The organism is Massilia sp. BHUDP2, assembly GCF_046236355.1.
Taxonomy (GTDB): Bacteria; Pseudomonadota; Gammaproteobacteria; order Burkholderiales; family Burkholderiaceae_D; genus Telluria; species Telluria varians.
Window position 1 is genome coordinate 84479 of record NZ_JBJUVW010000001.1, and the last position, 15970, is coordinate 100448.

The following is a 15970-nucleotide window of genomic DNA, read 5'->3' on the forward strand; positions in this document are numbered from 1 at the left end:
CCATGAAAAAACTCGCACTGCCCCTCCTGCTCGGTCTCGCAGCCGCAGCAGCCCTGCCTTCCCACGCCGCCGCACCCGCCACGAAGCAAACCGTCTTCGACCGCAAGGCCTACAGCATCGACCACAAGAAATTCGTGCTGCCCAACGGCCTGACCCTGCTGGTCCACACCGACCACAGCGTGCCGGTGGTCGGCGTGAACATGTGGTACCACGTCGGTTCGCGCAACGAGAAGCGCGGCAAGACCGGCTTTGCCCACCTGTTCGAGCACTTCTTCTTCAACGGTTCCGAGAACTACCCGCACGGCTTCCGCGAGGCGATGGACGACCTCGGCGCGAACAACCGCAACGGCACCACCAACGTCGACCGCACCAACTTCTTCGAAGACGTGCCGGTGTCGGCCCTGGAGCGCACCCTGTTCCTGGAATCGGACCGCATGGGCTTCCTGGGCAACTACATCTCGCAGGCGATGCTGGAGCGCGAGCGCGGCGTGGTGCAGAACGAGAAGCGCCAGGGCGAGAACCAGCCGTATGGCCGCGTGCGCATGGAAATCTCGGCCAAGATGTACCCGTACTCGCACCCCTACTCGTGGTCGACCATCGGCTACATGGAAGACCTGCAGGCCGCCTCGCTGGAGGACATCAAGGAGTGGTACCGCACCTACTACGGCCCGAACAACGCGGTGATCTCGCTAGCCGGCGACATCACGCCGGAACGCGCCTATGAGCTGGTAAACAAGTACTTCGGCGCGATCCCGCCGGGCCCGCCGCTGCCGCGCACCGAGAAATGGATCCCCCAGCTGGACCGCAACATCCGCGACGAGATGGAAGACCATGTGCCGCAGGTGCGCATCTACCGCAGCTGGCATACCTCTTCGTGGAAGGATGCCGACACCCAGCGCCTGAACCTGCTGGCCGGCGTGCTGGCCGGCTCGAAGAACGCGCGCCTGGACAAGCGCCTGGTGTACGAGAAGGGCATGGCCACCGGCGTGTCGGCCTACGTGAACGACGCGGAACTGGGCGGCACCTTTAACCTGTCAGTCACCGTCAAGCCGGGCGTCGATCCGCTCGAGGTCGAGCGCGAGATGGAGCGCGTGGTGACCGAGCTGCTCGACAAGGGCCCGACCGAGGCTGAACTGAAACGCGTGAAGACCCGCGACCTGGCCGATTTCGCCCGCAGCCTGGAGCGCGTGGGCGGCATGGGCGGCCGCAACGACGTGCTGGCCGAGAGCCAGACCTACGGCGGCAAGCCGGACGCCTACCTCGACCGTCTCGAGCTGTTCGCCACCAGCACCCCGGCGGACGTCAAGACCGCCGCCAACCGCTGGCTGCGCGCCAACCACTACACCATGACGGTGCGCCCTTCGGCCAAGCTGGCCGCCACCAAGTCGACCCTGGACCGCAAGCAGCTGCCCGCGCTGGGCGACGCGCCGGACGTCAAGTTCCCGGCGCTGCAGCGCGCCCAGCTGAAGAACGGCCTGAAGGTCGTGCTGCTCGAACGTCATACCGCCCCGATCGTCAACGTCTCGCTGGCGGTCGATGCCGGCGCGGCTTCCGACACCGCCGCCAAGGCCGGCGCCGCGTCGCTGGCGCTGGACCTGCTGGACAAGGGCACGAAAAACCGTGACGCCTTCGCGCTGTCGGACGCGCTGGAAAACCTGGGCGCGCGCCTGAGCACCGGCACCTCCCAGGACCAGTCGCTGGTGCGCCTGCAGGCGACCAGCGCCAACCTGACGCCTTCGCTGGCCCTGATGGCCGAAGCCGCCTTGACCCCGAGCTTCCCGCAAGACCAGTTCGCGCTGTCGAAGAGCCGCCGCATCGCCGCCATCGGCCAGGAAAAGGCCCAGCCGAACAGCCTGGCCCTGCGCCTGATCCCGTCGCTGCTGTACGGAGCCGAGCATGCCTACGGCAAGCCGGCCTCCGGTTTCGAAGGCAGCGTGCAAAGCCTGAGCCGCGACGACCTGATGGCATGGCACGGCACCTGGTTCAAGCCGGGCAGCGCCACCATCATCGTCGCCGGCGACACCACCATGGACAAGCTGCTGCCGGCGCTGGAAGCGAGCTTCGGCAAGTGGCAGCAGGGCAGCGCCCCGGCCAAGCAGATGGCCACCGTGCCGGCGACCCGGGGCAAGCGCCTGATCCTGGTGGACAAGCCGGACGCGCCGCAGTCGACCATCGTCGCGACCCACGTGTCGCAGGCCAACGGCCAGCCGGAAGACCTGGCGATGGAGCCGGTGATGACCAACTTCGGCGGCATCGCGACCTCGCGCCTGAACCGCAACCTGCGCCTGGACAAGCACTGGAGCTACGGCACCCAGGCCCGCCTGCCGGACGTGCGCGGCCAGCGTCCGTTCTACATCATCGCGCCGGTGCAGACCGACAAGACGGTCGAGGCCATGCGCGAGGTCCAGAAGGAGCTGCGCGGCGTGGCGGGCGAGCGTCCGCTGGTGGGCGCCGAGTACGAGAGCATCATGCGCAACATGACCTCGCGCCTGCCGGGCCGCTTTTCCACCCTCGCGGCGCTCGAGGCGGCAGGCCTGGACGCCGTCAACCTGGGCCTGGCGGACGACTACTGGACCAAGTATGCGTCGAACGTGCGCGCGCTCAAGCCGGAGCAGCTCGCAAGCGCATCGTCCAAGTTCATCAAGCCGGACGAGGCCGTGTGGATGGTGATCGGCGACCTGCGCAAGATCGAGGCGGGCGTGCGCTCGCTCGGTTGGGGCGAGGTGAGCGTGGTGGATGCGGACGGCAAGCCGATTCGTTGATCTGAGCTTGCTGTAACGGAAAGCCCGGTCTCGTGACCGGGCTTTTTTTCGTATCGTCCCAGCTTTGAACCGCCAATCGGCGTGCACAGTTGACCCGGCTCGCCTGTTCATACGCGCGCGATAGTATACTGTATGCCCATACAGTTCAATGCGTGCGATGGAACTCAACGACAAACTGGAAATCCTGGCCGACGCCGCGAAATACGACGCGTCCTGCGCCAGCAGTGGCGCGCCGAAACGTTCGTCCGAGGACAAGGACGGCTTCGGCGCCACCACCGGCATGGGCATCTGCCACAGCTATACCCCGGACGGCCGCTGCGTCTCGCTGCTCAAGATCCTGCTCACCAACTTCTGCATCTACGACTGCCAGTACTGCATCAACCGGCGCAGCTCCAACGTGCCGCGCGCGCGCTTCTCGGTCGAAGAGGTGGTCAAGCTCACCCATGATTTCTACGTCCGCAACTACATCGACGGCCTGTTCCTGAGCTCGGGCATCATCCAGTCGGCCGACTACACCATGGAGCAGCTGGTGGCGGTGGCGCGCCAGCTGCGAGAAGTACACAAGTTCCGCGGCTACATCCACCTCAAGACCATTCCCGACGCCGACCCGCTCCTCATCGAAGAGGCGGGGCGCTGGGCGGACCGCCTGTCGGTGAATATCGAGCTGCCGACCCACGACAGCGTGACCCGCCTCGCGCCGGAAAAGAACGTCCACACCATCAAGCTGGCGATGGGCTCGATCCGCCGCAAGCTCGATGAAAAGGCGGAGGAACCGAAGGCGCCGAACTTCGCGCCGGCGGGGCAGAGCACGCAAATGATCGTCGGCGCCGACGCCAGCGACGACCACACCATCCTGAACACCGCCGAAACGCTCTACGGCAGTTATAAACTCAAGCGCGTGTACTACTCGGCCTTCAGCCCGATTCCGCAAAGCCCGAAGAGCGTGCCGGCGGCTCCGCCGCCGCTGCTGCGCGAGCACCGCCTGTACCAGGCCGACTTCCTGCTGCGCGGCTACGGCTTTACCGCAGGCGAGCTGATGCCCCAATCCGGCAACCTGGCGCTCGACGTCGACCCCAAGCTGGGTTGGGCGCTCGCCAACCGCGAGCATTTTCCGATGGACCTGAACCGCGCCGACGAAACCATGATCGCGCGCGTGCCCGGCATCGGCATCCGCAACGCCAAGCGCATCGTGGAGCTGCGCCGCATCCGCCGCATCCGCTGGGAAGACCTGTCGCGCCTGCGCTGCAGCATGAAGAAGCTGGCGCCCTTCATCGTCACGGCCGACTACAAGCCGGTTCAAGGCGCGGCCAGTTCCCACCTCCTCCGGCGCCACCTGGCCGACGCGCCCGAGCAGATGAACCTGTGGCCGGAACTGCAGGCGGCATGAACGACGCCGCCGCCAGCGCTGGAACGGGCGGCCAGCCGCCGGCGGTGCACAGCTTTGCCGAATGGCGCGACGCGGCGCGTGCGCTGCTCAAGGCCGGCGTGCCGCCCGAGGCGGCCAGCTGGGGCACGCCAGACGGCAGCGACCTGTTCTCGGGTGCGCCGGCCGTGCCCGGGCCGATCGATAATGGCGGCACCCGATTGCAAGAAGCGCAATCGCCAGGACCGCCGGCCGCACGCGTGCCGCGATCGCTGCTGGAGATGCTGCAGAAAGCCGCGTGCTTCCGCGCCCCGGACCGCTGGGCTTTCCTGTACCGCGTGCTGTGGCGCTGGACGCATGGCGAGCACGATGTGCAGTCGCCCGCCGATCCGGACGGCAGCCGCCTGCACGGCATGGTCAAGGCGGTGCGCCGCGAGGAGCACGACATGCATGCCTACATCCGATTCCGCGAGCGTCCGCTCGATGCGGGCGACCCGCGCTTCGTCGCCTGGTTCGAGCCGCGCCACGACGTGCTGCCCCAGGTGGCCGAACACTTCGTGGCCCGCATGGGCAAGGTCAGCTGGATGATCGCCACGCCCGAGGCCAGCGTGCTGTGGGACGGCCACACCCTGCACAATACCGGGCCCCTCATGTCGAGCGCGGCCGAGCTGGATGACGCCGGCGAGGCGCTCTGGCTCACCTATTACCGCAGCATCTTCAACCCGGCGCGCGTCAACGCCCAGCTGATGCAGAGCCACATCCCTTCGCGCTTCTGGAAGAACCTGCCGGAAGGCGCGATCGTGCCTTCGCTGGTGAGCCAGGCCGAACTCGGGGCGCGCAAGATCGGGCAGGTCGAGGCGGTGGGCCGCAAGAGCGGCGCCACCATCCCGATCAGCGCCGAAGCCGCGCAGCCGGACCGCGAGCAGCCGTCGAAACTCGACGAGTGCCGGCGCTGCGAGCTGTGGCAGTACGCCACCCAGGCGGTCGGCGGCGAAGGTTCGAAACGCTCGCCCATCATGATCGTCGGCGAGCAGCCGGGCGACCAGGAAGACCTGGCCGGCAAACCCTTTGTCGGCCCGGCCGGTAAACTCCTCGACCAGGTGTTCGCCCAGGCCGAGGTCGACCGCAAGGCCATCTACCTCACCAACGCCGTCAAGCACTTCAAGTGGGAACCGCGCGGCAAGCGCCGCCTGCACAAGACCCCGGTCCAGCGCGAGATCGAGGCCTGCCACTATTGGCTGGAGAAGGAGCTGGCGGCCGTGAAGCCGAAGGTGATCGTGGCCATGGGCGCGACGGCGCTCAAGTCCGTCATGCGCAAGGGCACGGTGGCGCTGAAGGACTTTCTCGGCAAGCCGGTCCGCATCGACGGCTGCTGGCTGGTGACCATCTACCACCCCTCGTACGTGCTGCGGGTGCCGGACGAAGCGTCCAAGCACGAAGCCTTTTCGGTCATGGTCAAGGGCCTGAAGCTGGCGCAGGAACTGCTCGAGCGGCCCGACCTGCCGGAGCCGGAGTAAATCTATCGGATTTACCGAATGTTGCGCCGGCGACTCAGATGGGTGAAAAATCCCGTTATCGAACACGCCACATTTTCGTGAATATTCACAATCTCTCGTAGAATTTCCGTACGGCATTAATTGCTGAGTGAGCGGAGGACCTCATGTGGGCCTTCGCCGGATAACGACGAGACCACCATGACTTCCCCCTTTTTCCTGCTGTTGCCGGCTTGCCTGGTAGTGGCGGCCATGCCCGCCCAGGCCGGCGATGACGCCACCAGCGCTTCGCCGTCGGCCACGCTTCCGATCACCACCACGGTCACCCTGAGCTCGCAATACGTCTCGCGCGGCATGCGCCAGACCTGGGGCCGCCCCGCGCTGCAGGCGGGCATCGACTACGCGCACCCGAGCGGCTGGTCGCTCGGCACCTGGACCTCGACCGTCAGCGACCGCTTCATCGAGGGCGGCCGCGTCGAATGGGACCTGTACGGCGGCTACGCCGGCACGCTCGGGCCGCTGGGCGTCAGCCTGAACCTCATGCACTACCGCTATCCGGGAGCACGCATCGGCGCCACCGGCACCAAATACGACTACACCGAAGTCGTGCCCGGCCTGGGCTACCAATCCTTCTACGCGAAGTACTACCGCACGGTGTCGCGCGACTTCTTCGGCATCACGAACGCGCGCGGCACCGGCTACCTCGACGTCGGCCTGAATCATGACCTGGGCGGCGGCTACGTGCTCAACCTGCACGTCGGCGACGGACGCGTGGCGGGCGAGGGCAATGCCATCTGGGACTGGCGCGATGCAAAGGCGGGTGTCACCAGAACCTTCGACGGCGGCTGGAGCATCGCCGCGGCCTGGACCCGCGCATGGGGCGCCACCGATGCCTACAAGCACTACACGACGGGCGTGCCGCGCGGCGACGGCGCCGTCGCCTATTCGAATCCTGCCAAGGGCACGTTCGCCGCGAGCGTCGCCCGCACCTTCTGAGAACGAGAGACGACCATGAACAAGCACCAGGCAGCGCATCAAGCACAGCATGCATCGCGCCGTTTTTCCCTGTCCCTGAGCGCCAAGATCTGCGTCACCGCCACCCTGCTGGTGGTGGCCAGCCTGGGCGTGACATCGAGCTTTATCGCGGTCAAGAACAGCCAGAGCGCCGAGGAAGCCGCGATGCGCCAGGCGCGGACGCTGACCCTGCAGGCGTCGGCAATGCTCGAGAGCCGCATTGCATCGAACCTGGCGACGCTGGAAAGCGCGGCCACCGTGCTGGCCTCGACCCAAGCGGGCGGGCAGGCGCTGACGCGCACCCAGGTCGCCGACCTGGTGCGCGCCACCCTGGTGGGTTCGGAAGACTTCATCGGTAGTTCGGCCGCTTATGAACCGGACGCGCTGGACGGCAAGGATGCCGAGTTTGCCGGCCAGGCGCCGCTGTACGACGCCACCGGCCGCTACATGCCTTACTGGACGCGCAGCCCGCAAGGCAAGGTCAACGTCGAGCCGATCGTGTTCGTCACCACCCCGGGCGGCAACGACTGGTACGACGTGCCGAAGGCGACCGGCCGGGCCCACTTCACCGAGCCTTACCTGTACCGGATCAACGGCAAGGACGAGGCGATCGCCACGCTGGCGGCGCCGATCATGGTGGACGGCCAGTTCAAGGGCACCTTCACCGGCGACTTCCCCCTCACCGGTCTCGGCACGATGCTGGCCAACATGAAAATCATGGACAAGGGTACGCTGGCGCTGATCTCGAACGGCGGCATGTACGCCAGCCACATGGACACCTCCCGCAACGGCAAGAAAGCGGAGGACCTGCCCGCTGCCGCGCTGGAAGCGGTCAAGCAGGGCAAGCCCTACGAGTACCTCGATGACAAGGGCATCGTGCACGTGCTGCAGCCGCTGCAGGTCAGCAAGAACATGGCGCCATGGGCCATTTCACTGGCTTTCCCGCAAAGCGTGACGACCGCCCCGGCGCGCGAGCTGGCCGCTTATGCGGCGCTGGTCGCCGTACTGTGCGCGGCGGCCGCCGCGCTGGTGATGGTGACGGTCCTGCGCCGCCTGACCCGTCCGCTGCGTGTGCTGGGCCAGGCGATGACCGACCTGGCCGGCGGTAACGCCGACCTGAGCGCACGCCTGGCCGTCAAGGGCAACGACGAACTGGCCGACATCGCCCGCGGCTTCAACGTCTTCGTGGCCAAGATCCAGGACGTGCTGGCGCGCGTGCGCAGCAGCTCCGACGCCGTGGCGGTGGCATCCAGCGAGATCCGCCAGGGGAACGCCGACCTGTCGGTGCGCACCGAACAGCAGGCCGGTGCGCTCGAGGAAACCGCGGCCTCGATGGAAGAGCTGAACGGTACCGTGAAGCAGAACGCCGACAACGCGCGCCAGGCCAACCAGCTGGCCGAATCGGCGAGCGAGGTCGCCACGCGCGGCGGCGAAGTCGTGTCCCAGGTGGTCGGCACCATGGCCTCGATCAGCGACGCCTCGAAGAAGGTGGTGGACATCATCGGCGTCATCGACGGCATCGCCTTCCAGACCAACATCCTGGCGCTCAACGCCGCCGTGGAAGCGGCGCGCGCGGGCGAACAGGGCCGCGGCTTCGCGGTGGTGGCGACCGAGGTGCGCAACCTGGCGCAGCGCAGCGCCGCCGCCGCCAAGGAGATCAAGACCCTGATCGGCGACTCGGTCGACAAGGTCAGCATGGGCACCATGCTGGTAGAGGAAGCGGGCAAGACGATGAACGAAGTCGTGTCGAGCGTGCGCCGCGTCAGCGACATCGTCGCCGAGATCAGCGCGGCCAGCGCGGAGCAGAGCTCCGGCATCGGCCAGGTCAACCAGGCCATCGTGCAGATGGACGGCGTAACCCAGCAGAACGCGGCCCTGGTCGAGGAGGCGGCCGCCGCGGCGGAAAGCCTGCAGCAGCAGGCGGCGACACTGGTGGCGCTGGTGGGCGAGTTCAAGCTCGAGGACAGCGAGCCGCAGCTGGCCGCGCGGTCGACGCTGGCGGCTCCCGTCCCCAAGCGCCTCATGCAGGCGGCATGAAAAAGAGGGTAGCCCAAGCCTGTTAAGTTCCGGTTCATATTGCAGGGCTAAGCTTGACGGACAACCAACAACAAAGGTGTCCTGATGCTGAAATTTGCAATCCTGCCGGCCCTGTGCCTGGCCTTGTGCGCAGCGCCGTCGTTTGCCCAGACCGCCGATCCGGCCGCGGCGCCTGCGGCAACGAGCGCCGCGTCAAGCGACGAGGCGCCGGCCGCGCCCGAACAGATCCTGGTGGTCGGCCAGAAGCCCGGTCCGGGCATGTGGAAGGTCTCGAAGGACGAGCACGTGCTGTGGATCTTCGGGACCTATTCTCCGCTGCCGGTCAAGATGGATTGGCGCTCGCACGAGGTCGAAGCGGTGATTGGCCGCTCGCAGGAATACCTGGCGCCGCCGGTCACCAAGGTCGAGGCGTCCTACTTCAAGATGGCGTTGGCGCTGCCCAGCCTCATCGGCGTCAACAGGAACCCGGACGACGCCACGCTGCATGACGTGCTCCCGGCCGAGGTCTACGCGCGCTGGCTGCCGCTCAAGGAAAAATACCTGCCCAAGAACAATGAGCGCGACCGGCCGATCTTCGTGGCCAATGAGCTGTTCAGCGCCGCGCTGAAGCAGGCCGGCCTGACCAACAGCACCGATGTGCGCAAGCAGGTCGAGAAGATCGTCGACCAGAAGAAGCTCAAGGTGACCCGGACGGTCAATGAAGTGAAGATCGACAACCCGCGCCAGCTGATCAAGGACTTCAAGAAATCGCAGCTCGACGACGTCGCCTGCTTCTCGAACACCTTGAAACGCCTGGAAACCGATATCGATGCGATGCGCGTGCGCGCCAACGCCTGGGCCAAGGGCGACATCGACGCCATCCGCAAGCTCGATTTCAACGAGCAGGAAAGCTGCAGCAACGCGATCCGCAACAGCGCTGTCTTGCGTGACCATCCGGCCTTCCAGGGGGCGGAAGAGCGCCATCGCGCCATGTGGCTTGCCAATGCGGAGGCCGCGCTGGCGAAGAACGCCTCGACCTTCGCGGTGCTGTCGATGAAGGACCTGCTCGATCCGAAGGGACTGATGGCGGCGCTGGCGGCGAAGGGCTATACGGTGGAGCAGCCGGAGTAGGCTGCAGCAGGTTTGATGCAGCGCGAAAGCAGGCCAGGCGCCGGCTTCGCGCGGCATTGAAGAATTGTCAAAGCGCGGCAAACGCGCGTAGAATGCAGGCAACGCGGGTGTAGCTCAATGGTAGAGCAGGAGCTTCCCAAGCTTAAGACGAGGGTTCGATTCCCTTCACCCGCTCCAATGACGTAGTGCGCAATCGGCCACGTTCATTGATCCACAATTCTTCGCAGTACTCTTTGACATTCCCACCCGGTTCATTTTTCCCGCCAGTATTGCCAAATTGCGACATGTAAGTCGAATACATTGGCACCTCGCCCTATGTAAGTTACCATTGGGAAATATTTTTTGTCTCGATGTCTACAGTTTATATAGGTTGATTTGTGCGAAATACCAGTTTCTACCTTTACGCGGCGGTCCTTTCTGCTGGAATCCTCACCCCGATGCATGCCGCTGCCCAGCAGCCCAACCCGCTCCTGGATTTGTTGGGGACGATTCAGAAGATTGCAGCCGGACCCGCGGCCGTTCAACAGGATGCGAAGCTATCTCCCTCCAAGGAGGGCGGTGCTGAAGATGCGCCGACCGACGATATCATGCGTGTCCTCGCAAGCGATTCCAAATACACCGCTACGAAATTCGCGTGCAGCTTGAATCAGGATAGAACGAATGAAATCGCGTTGGCACAAAGGACCGGTAAATTCCTGGATGCAGCGACGCGCGCAAAGCTGCAAGCGAAATACGAGGCGGCATGCGCGTTGAACCAGAAGGCTACGCCGATGGCTTTGGCAAAACAGCAGGTTGGCAGCCTGCTCGGGATAGCGGCATTGAACTATCACCGTGCCGGCATGGTCACCGATGACACCATACTGGACGCCAGGCACGCGATAGCGCTGCTTAAACTGGACGCCGGCGCGAATAGCCAACAGATCGAACTGCTCGAGAATACTTTCTGGCCGAAGGGACCAACGGTCGACCTCAACATCTTCGCCGCGATGAGCGCCCTCGAGGCAGCGACGAAATACCAGAAGAATACCTTCGCCTTCGAAAGGACGTATACCGGCAAGACCCTGCAGGTCAAAGGGCGCGTGCTGAACATAACTGGTTCGGATGCACATGCATTCCTCATGCTCGAAGGGGTGAAGAAGGACCCGGACCAGCGCGGATGGCAGGACAGTGTGCAATGCGACATCAAGGACAAGGAAGCGATGGACGCGGCTGCACAGATTTCCAAAGGAGACGTCGTGACCGTAAAAGGTGTGGTCAAGAAAGGCGTCGTTGGTGGCGTAGCACTGGCGGATTGCCGGCTCTCAGGTTAATCCCAATCAGCGCGGACTGCCTCGCATCAGCCACACCCGGCTGCCGCGTGCCTGGGTGAGGCTGCTGTTGACCAGCGCGACCATGCCATCACCGGCCGCCAGCTTCTTGCCGAGCAGGCCTTGCTGGCTGCCCTGGCGTGCTCCCGCACCCGGTCCACTGTGCGGTACAGTGACCGGGGCGCCGCCATCCCGGCTGTAGCGCAGCCCCTGCGCCGACTCCCAGGCGACATGCACGCGGCCGCGCGCATCGGTCGCCAGCTGCGGCGCCATCGCCGCTTCACCGCGCGTGGACAGGGTGCGCGGCGTGCCGAACGCCAGCTCGAGGCCGTCGGAGCGAACATGGCGGATCGCCGCCGGCTGCTTCCCTGCCTGCTCCATATAGACGAGATGCAGCCGCCCGTCGCGATCAAACGCCAGGCGCGGCGCATCGGCCCGCGCTGCCTTGGCGCCGACCAGGACCGGCGGCGCGAAGCTCACGCCGTCGTCCAGCGAGCTGCTCACGCGGATGTCGGCATCCGGATCCTCGCCCACCGTCCATGCCAGCCAGACCTTGCCGCCGCCGAGCGCAAGCGACGGGCCACGCGCCGGGCGCTTGTCGTCGCCGGCGATCCGCTGCGGCGGCGTGAAACTGCGCCCGCCGTCGCGCGAGCGCGCCAGCCACAGGGCGCCGTCGTACTCGGTCCACGCCGCATACACCTTGCCGTCCGCGCCCACCGCCAGGTCCAGGCTGCCGTTCGACCAGGTTTCGCGATCCAGGCGCCCCTTGCCGTCGCCTCCGGGCGATGCGGACAGGTTCACGGGCTCGGAAAAGCTGCGGCCGCCATCGAACGAGCGCGCATACAGGATGTCCCCGCCATGCGATCCGCCCGAGAAGATGATCTCCTGCCAGAGCAGGTGCAGCGTGTCCGGGCCACCCGCCGCGATGCGTGGCATCCAGGAAAAGGTGGCGGGACTGCGCGACACGTCGACCGGCGCGGCGCGTGCGCGGCCATCTGCCCCGAGCACCTGCAGCAGCACTTCCTTGCGGCGCTGGTCGACCCAGGCCACGGCCAGGCCGCCGCCGGGCAGGAAGGCGAGGGTGCCGTCGTCCACGTAGTCGTACTGCGAGTCGTTCTGGCGCCATGGACCCTTGGTGCCGCCACCGCTGGCGACTTCCTGCACGGGCAGCCAGGACATGGCATCGCGGTCCGGCGCCGACCGGACCGGCACGCAGGCCAGCAGCATGGCGATGACGAGCAGGCGGGTGCGAATGTGAAGGCGCATAGGGTTCCTCCAGGCGCCGGCAGGGAATGCGCCGCGCCCGGCGCCGGCGCGGTATGCTCGATGCTACTCGTCCCATCCGCCAAGGAGCGCCCGCATGCCCATCGTCTCCCGATCACGCCGCCGCGTGCTCGCCTCGCTGCTGGCCCTGCCGGCCTTCGCCCATGCCCAGGGGCGTCCCGCACTCCTCACGCGCGCCATTCCCTCTTCCGGCGAGCAGCTGCCGCTGGTCGGCCTGGGCAGCTGGATCACCTTCAACGTCGGGCGCGATCCCGAAGCCCGCGCCGAGTGCGCGGCGGTCATGCGCCAGTTCTTCGCCGGCGGCGGCCGGCTCATCGACTCCTCGCCCATGTACGGCTCGGCGCAGGAGGTGATCGGGGAAGCCATCGGCAAGCTCAAGCCCGCGCAGCTGTTCTCGGCCGACAAGGTGTGGATCGGCGAAGGTGCGCAGGGGCCGGCGCAGCTTGAAACCTCGCGCCGCCTGTGGCAGATCCCGCGCTTCGACCTGCTGCAGGTGCATAACCTGCTGGCCTGGGAAGCGCACCTGCCGATGCTGCTGCGGATGAAGCGGGAAGGGCGGCTGCGCTACGTCGGCATCACCACCTCCGAAGGGCGTCGCCATGGCGAGATCCTGAAAATCATGGCGAGCCAGCCGATCGACTTCGTGCAGGTCTCGTACAACGCGCTCGATCGCGAAGTGGAGCAGCGCATCCTGCCGCTGGCGCGCGAGCGGCGCATCGGCGTGATCGTCAACCGGCCGTTCCGGCAAGGCGACCTGACCCGGGCGCTGGCGGGCAAGCGCCTGCCCGGCTGGGCCGCGGAGATCGGCTGCACCAGCTGGGCGCAGGCGCTGCTCAAGTTCATCGTCGCGCATCCAAGCGTCACCTGCGCGATTCCCGCCACCTCCAGCGTCGCCCACGTGCGCGAGAACCTGCTGGCCGCGAGCGGGGCGCTGCCGGACGAGGCGCTGCGCCGCCGTATCGTCCAGGATGTCGAAAGGCTGGCATGAGCGAGTGGTGGACGTACTCGCTGTCGGACTTCCTGATGTTCTCGGCGCGGACCTATTATCGCCAGTTCGAACTGATGAACCGCGAGTGGTGGCCGCTGCAGCTGCTGGCGCTCGCCGCCGGCGCGATCATCCTGGGTGGCATCACGCACCGGCGCCTGGCCAGCGCACGGGTCGCCTTCGCGCTGCTGGGCGCAGCCTGGCTGTGGGTGGGCTGGGCCTACCACTTGCAGCGCTATGCCGACATCAATACGGGCGCACCATATTTCGCTGCCGCCTTCTTCCTGCAGGCCGGGCTGCATGCCTGGATGGCCTGGAAGGCGCCGCCGGCGCCGGAGTTCATGACACCTGCGGCGGGCGGCGCCTTCCTCCTCGTGCTGCTCGTGCTGGCCGGCTATCCGCTGCTGGCGCCACTGTATGGCCGCAGCTGGTGGCAGGCCGAGGTCTTCGGCTTCGCACCCGATCCCACTGCCATGGTGACGCTCGGCGTCCTGATGTTCTGGCGCGCGCCCTGGCCGCTGTGGGTAATTCCCTTGCTGTGGTGCGCCATCAGTACCGCGACGATGCTCGAGCTGGATGCGTCGCGGCCGTGGTGGCCGGCGGTAACGGCGCTGCTTGCGCTGGGAGCCGTAGTGTGGGGGAAGTTCAGGCGCTGAGAAGGTCGCCCGAGCGGAAGGATTCCGTCCCGGCGATCTTGCACACATGCATCCCGCGCAGCAGGTGCCGGTGCGCCGTGCTCGCGAACAGCAGCCCTGCGTGTTCGGCCGACAGCGTCGTCACCTGGCCGCTGACCGGGTTGACGATGTCCGCCACCGGCTCGCCCGCCTCGACCAGATCGCCCAGCTTCTTGTGGAAGACCAGCACGCCCGCATGCGGTGCGGCCAAAGGCTCGACGGCATTGAGCGGCGTCGCACGGCAGGGCGTTTCCGGCAGCGGCTCGAGCGGGATGTCGAGCACGCCGGCATGGCCCAGGTACTGCAGCAGGGCGGCAGCATCCTGGCGTGCGTAGTCGTAGCGCACGTCGTTCTCGCCGCGCAGCTCGACCGTGACCGCGATGCAGGAGGGCGGGATCGCCGTGCCCTCGAAGTGGTCGGCCAGGTCCCACCACAGGCGGCTGCAGGCTTCGTCAAAAGCTTCGCCGCCCGAGGCCTTGGCCACCAGCAGCACGCGCGCGCCCAGCAGCGCCATCAGCGGCTCCACGCTTTCCACCAGCGGCGTGCCGGTGTACATGTGCATCAGCGCTTCGTTATCGCAGTGCAGGTCGAGCACGATGTCGGCGTCGATCGCCATCGACAGCAGGGTCTTCTTGAGCGTCTCGACGTCGTCATGCGGCTCCCACAGGCTGATCTGGTGGCGGGCGTGTTCGCGGATGAGGGCGATGTTGGCGTCCACATCACTGCCGAGCTTGCCTTCGAGCGACTTCTTGAGCTCGTCCGCCACGTGCCTGTACAGGCGGTTGAAGTTGGTGCCGGTCGTCAGGTGGTAGCGGCCGAAGGGCGTGCCGTGGATGACCTGCGACAGGCCGATCGGATTGGCCGCCGGCACCAGGATGACCTCGCCCTTGATCCGGCCTTCGGCGTCCAGGCGTTCCAGTTCCTGGCGCAGGAAGTGCGCCACCAGCATGGCCGGCACCTCGTCGGCGTGGACGGCGGCCTGGATGTACACCTTTTTACCGGTGCCCGGGCTGCCGTAGTGGAAGGAAGTCAGGTGGGCGGTGGCGACGTTCTCGTCGACGGCGATCGGGTGTTTCACTGATTGCATGGACAGGCTTCCTGGGCTCGGCATGGATAAAGCACGATTATCCGCGATTCCGCCGCAGGGCTTCGCACGCTCCCGGCTGGGCTATAATGACAGCCGTTTTTTCCTCACTATCACTCCCCATGTCCTCTGAAAAGCCTACCCCCGGCCCGGCGCGCTCCATGCTTTACGATCCGACCGAACACCGCATCCGCAGCTTCGTTACGCGGGCCGGCCGTCTGTCGACCGCCCAGGCGCGCGCGCTGGAGGAGCTCGGTCCCAAGTACCTGATCGAGTATAAAAAGGAGACGCTCGACCTGGAACAGGCCTTCGGCCGCAAGGCGCCGGTCATCCTGGAAATCGGTTTCGGCATGGGCGACACCACCGCGCACATCGCGCGCCTGATGCCGGAGAAGGATTTCATCGGCGTCGAGGTGCACACCCCGGGCGTGGGCAGCCTGCTCAAGCAGATCGGCGAGCAGGGCATCGAGAACCTGCGCCTGATCCAGCACGACGTGGTCGAGGTGCTGAACCACATGATCCTTGATGGTTCGCTGGCCGGCGTGCACGTGTTCTTCCCGGACCCGTGGCACAAGGCGCGCCACAACAAGCGCCGCCTGATCCAGCCGGCGTTCGTGAAGGTCCTGTGCGACAAGCTGGCGCCGGGCGGCTACATCCACTGCGCCACCGACTGGGAAGACTACGCGGTGCAGATGCTGGAAGTGCTGGGCAACGAGCCCCTGCTCCAGAACACGGCCGAAGGCTACGCGCCGCAGCCGGCATACCGGCCGCTGACCAAGTTCGAGAACCGCGGCCTCAAGCTGGGCCACGGCGTCTGGGACCTGGTGTTCGTCAAGAAGTAAAAACAACGCGCCGAA

At 66.4% G+C, this 15970-nt stretch carries 12 protein-coding genes and 1 tRNA gene; 11 read left to right on the forward strand and 2 right to left on the reverse strand.

Annotation, left to right across the window (positions count from 1 at the left end):
• The first annotated feature begins 2 nt into the window (after window positions 1-2).
• The 8 genes from ACK6C6_RS00385 to ACK6C6_RS00420 all read left to right on the forward strand — a co-directional run bounded on the left by ACK6C6_RS00385 (window position 3) and on the right by ACK6C6_RS00420 (window position 11089).
• Window positions 3-2762, forward strand: a complete 2760-nt coding sequence (locus tag ACK6C6_RS00385; protein WP_409265334.1) for a M16 family metallopeptidase — start codon at window positions 3-5, stop codon at window positions 2760-2762.
• A 157-nt stretch (window positions 2763-2919) separates the two neighbouring features.
• Window positions 2920-4149 (forward strand): putative DNA modification/repair radical SAM protein, encoded by a 1230-nt coding sequence (locus tag ACK6C6_RS00390; RefSeq protein WP_409265335.1) that lies wholly within the window; start codon window positions 2920-2922, stop codon window positions 4147-4149.
• Window positions 4146-5642 carry a UdgX family uracil-DNA binding protein gene (locus tag ACK6C6_RS00395; RefSeq protein ID WP_409265336.1) on the forward strand — a complete coding sequence of 499 codons (1497 nt, stop codon included), beginning with the start codon at window positions 4146-4148 and terminating at the stop codon, window positions 5640-5642. Before ACK6C6_RS00390 ends, ACK6C6_RS00395 begins: the two co-directional genes overlap by 4 nt.
• A 177-nt stretch (window positions 5643-5819) precedes the next feature.
• Window positions 5820-6614, forward strand: coding sequence for a TorF family putative porin (locus ACK6C6_RS00400; RefSeq protein WP_409265337.1), 795 nt, complete (start codon window positions 5820-5822; stop codon window positions 6612-6614).
• Between the two features lie 15 nt (window positions 6615-6629).
• Window positions 6630-8669 carry a methyl-accepting chemotaxis protein gene (locus ACK6C6_RS00405; protein ID WP_409265338.1) on the forward strand — a complete coding sequence of 680 codons (2040 nt, stop codon included), beginning with the start codon at window positions 6630-6632 and terminating at the stop codon, window positions 8667-8669.
• Window positions 8670-8753: 84 nt separating this feature from the next.
• Window positions 8754-9779 carry a TraB/GumN family protein gene (locus ACK6C6_RS00410; RefSeq protein WP_209587134.1) on the forward strand — a complete coding sequence of 342 codons (1026 nt, stop codon included), beginning with the start codon at window positions 8754-8756 and terminating at the stop codon, window positions 9777-9779.
• A gap of 103 nt (window positions 9780-9882) precedes the next feature.
• Window positions 9883-9956 (forward strand) — tRNA-Gly (locus tag ACK6C6_RS00415).
• A 260-nt stretch (window positions 9957-10216) separates the two neighbouring features.
• Window positions 10217-11089 carry an OB-fold protein gene (locus ACK6C6_RS00420; protein WP_409265340.1) on the forward strand — a complete coding sequence of 291 codons (873 nt, stop codon included), beginning with the start codon at window positions 10217-10219 and terminating at the stop codon, window positions 11087-11089.
• Between the two features lie 6 nt (window positions 11090-11095).
• Here the strand turns inward: ACK6C6_RS00420 and ACK6C6_RS00425 are convergent, their stop codons facing one another.
• Window positions 11096-12352 (reverse strand): sialidase family protein, encoded by a 1257-nt coding sequence (locus tag ACK6C6_RS00425; protein ID WP_409265341.1) that lies wholly within the window; start codon window positions 12350-12352, stop codon window positions 11096-11098.
• Window positions 12353-12446: 94 nt separating this feature from the next.
• Between ACK6C6_RS00425 and ACK6C6_RS00430 the strand changes: the two genes are divergently transcribed.
• Together ACK6C6_RS00430 and ACK6C6_RS00435 are read left to right on the forward strand one after the other, a co-directional pair.
• A complete protein-coding gene (locus ACK6C6_RS00430; protein WP_409265343.1) occupies window positions 12447-13358 on the forward strand; it encodes an aldo/keto reductase in 912 nt (303 codons plus the stop codon).
• Window positions 13355-14011 carry a DUF6064 family protein gene (locus tag ACK6C6_RS00435; RefSeq protein ID WP_409265345.1) on the forward strand — a complete coding sequence of 219 codons (657 nt, stop codon included), beginning with the start codon at window positions 13355-13357 and terminating at the stop codon, window positions 14009-14011. The genes ACK6C6_RS00430 and ACK6C6_RS00435 overlap by 4 nt, the downstream gene beginning before the upstream one ends.
• Here ACK6C6_RS00435 and ACK6C6_RS00440 read toward each other — a convergent pair.
• Window positions 14001-15116, reverse strand: coding sequence for a succinylglutamate desuccinylase/aspartoacylase family protein (locus ACK6C6_RS00440; protein ID WP_292041366.1), 1116 nt, complete (start codon window positions 15114-15116; stop codon window positions 14001-14003). The genes ACK6C6_RS00435 and ACK6C6_RS00440 overlap by 11 nt on opposite strands.
• A gap of 158 nt (window positions 15117-15274) precedes the next feature.
• Between ACK6C6_RS00440 and trmB the strand changes: the two genes are divergently transcribed.
• Window positions 15275-15955 (forward strand): tRNA (guanosine(46)-N7)-methyltransferase TrmB, encoded by a 681-nt coding sequence (trmB, locus tag ACK6C6_RS00445; RefSeq protein WP_036213366.1) that lies wholly within the window; start codon window positions 15275-15277, stop codon window positions 15953-15955.
• Window positions 15956-15970 lie beyond the last annotated feature (15 nt).

What these genes read in the sequence shown, in the direction of transcription:
- ACK6C6_RS00385 (WP_409265334.1), top strand. Translation starts at nt 3, where the DNA reads ATGAAAAAACTCGCACTGCCCCTCCTGCTCGGTCTCGCAGCCGCAGCA.
- ACK6C6_RS00390 (WP_409265335.1), top strand. Translation starts at nt 2,920, where the DNA reads ATGGAACTCAACGACAAACTGGAAATCCTGGCCGACGCCGCGAAATAC.
- ACK6C6_RS00395 (WP_409265336.1), top strand. Translation starts at nt 4,146, where the DNA reads ATGAACGACGCCGCCGCCAGCGCTGGAACGGGCGGCCAGCCGCCGGCG.
- ACK6C6_RS00400 (WP_409265337.1), top strand. Translation starts at nt 5,820, where the DNA reads ATGACTTCCCCCTTTTTCCTGCTGTTGCCGGCTTGCCTGGTAGTGGCG.
- ACK6C6_RS00405 (WP_409265338.1), top strand. Translation starts at nt 6,630, where the DNA reads ATGAACAAGCACCAGGCAGCGCATCAAGCACAGCATGCATCGCGCCGT.
- ACK6C6_RS00410 (WP_209587134.1), top strand. Translation starts at nt 8,754, where the DNA reads ATGCTGAAATTTGCAATCCTGCCGGCCCTGTGCCTGGCCTTGTGCGCA.
- ACK6C6_RS00420 (WP_409265340.1), top strand. Translation starts at nt 10,217, where the DNA reads ATGCATGCCGCTGCCCAGCAGCCCAACCCGCTCCTGGATTTGTTGGGG.
- ACK6C6_RS00425 (WP_409265341.1), bottom strand. Translation starts at nt 12,352, where the DNA reads ATGCGCCTTCACATTCGCACCCGCCTGCTCGTCATCGCCATGCTGCTG.
- ACK6C6_RS00430 (WP_409265343.1), top strand. Translation starts at nt 12,447, where the DNA reads ATGCCCATCGTCTCCCGATCACGCCGCCGCGTGCTCGCCTCGCTGCTG.
- ACK6C6_RS00435 (WP_409265345.1), top strand. Translation starts at nt 13,355, where the DNA reads ATGAGCGAGTGGTGGACGTACTCGCTGTCGGACTTCCTGATGTTCTCG.
- ACK6C6_RS00440 (WP_292041366.1), bottom strand. Translation starts at nt 15,116, where the DNA reads ATGCAATCAGTGAAACACCCGATCGCCGTCGACGAGAACGTCGCCACC.
- trmB (WP_036213366.1), top strand. Translation starts at nt 15,275, where the DNA reads ATGCTTTACGATCCGACCGAACACCGCATCCGCAGCTTCGTTACGCGG.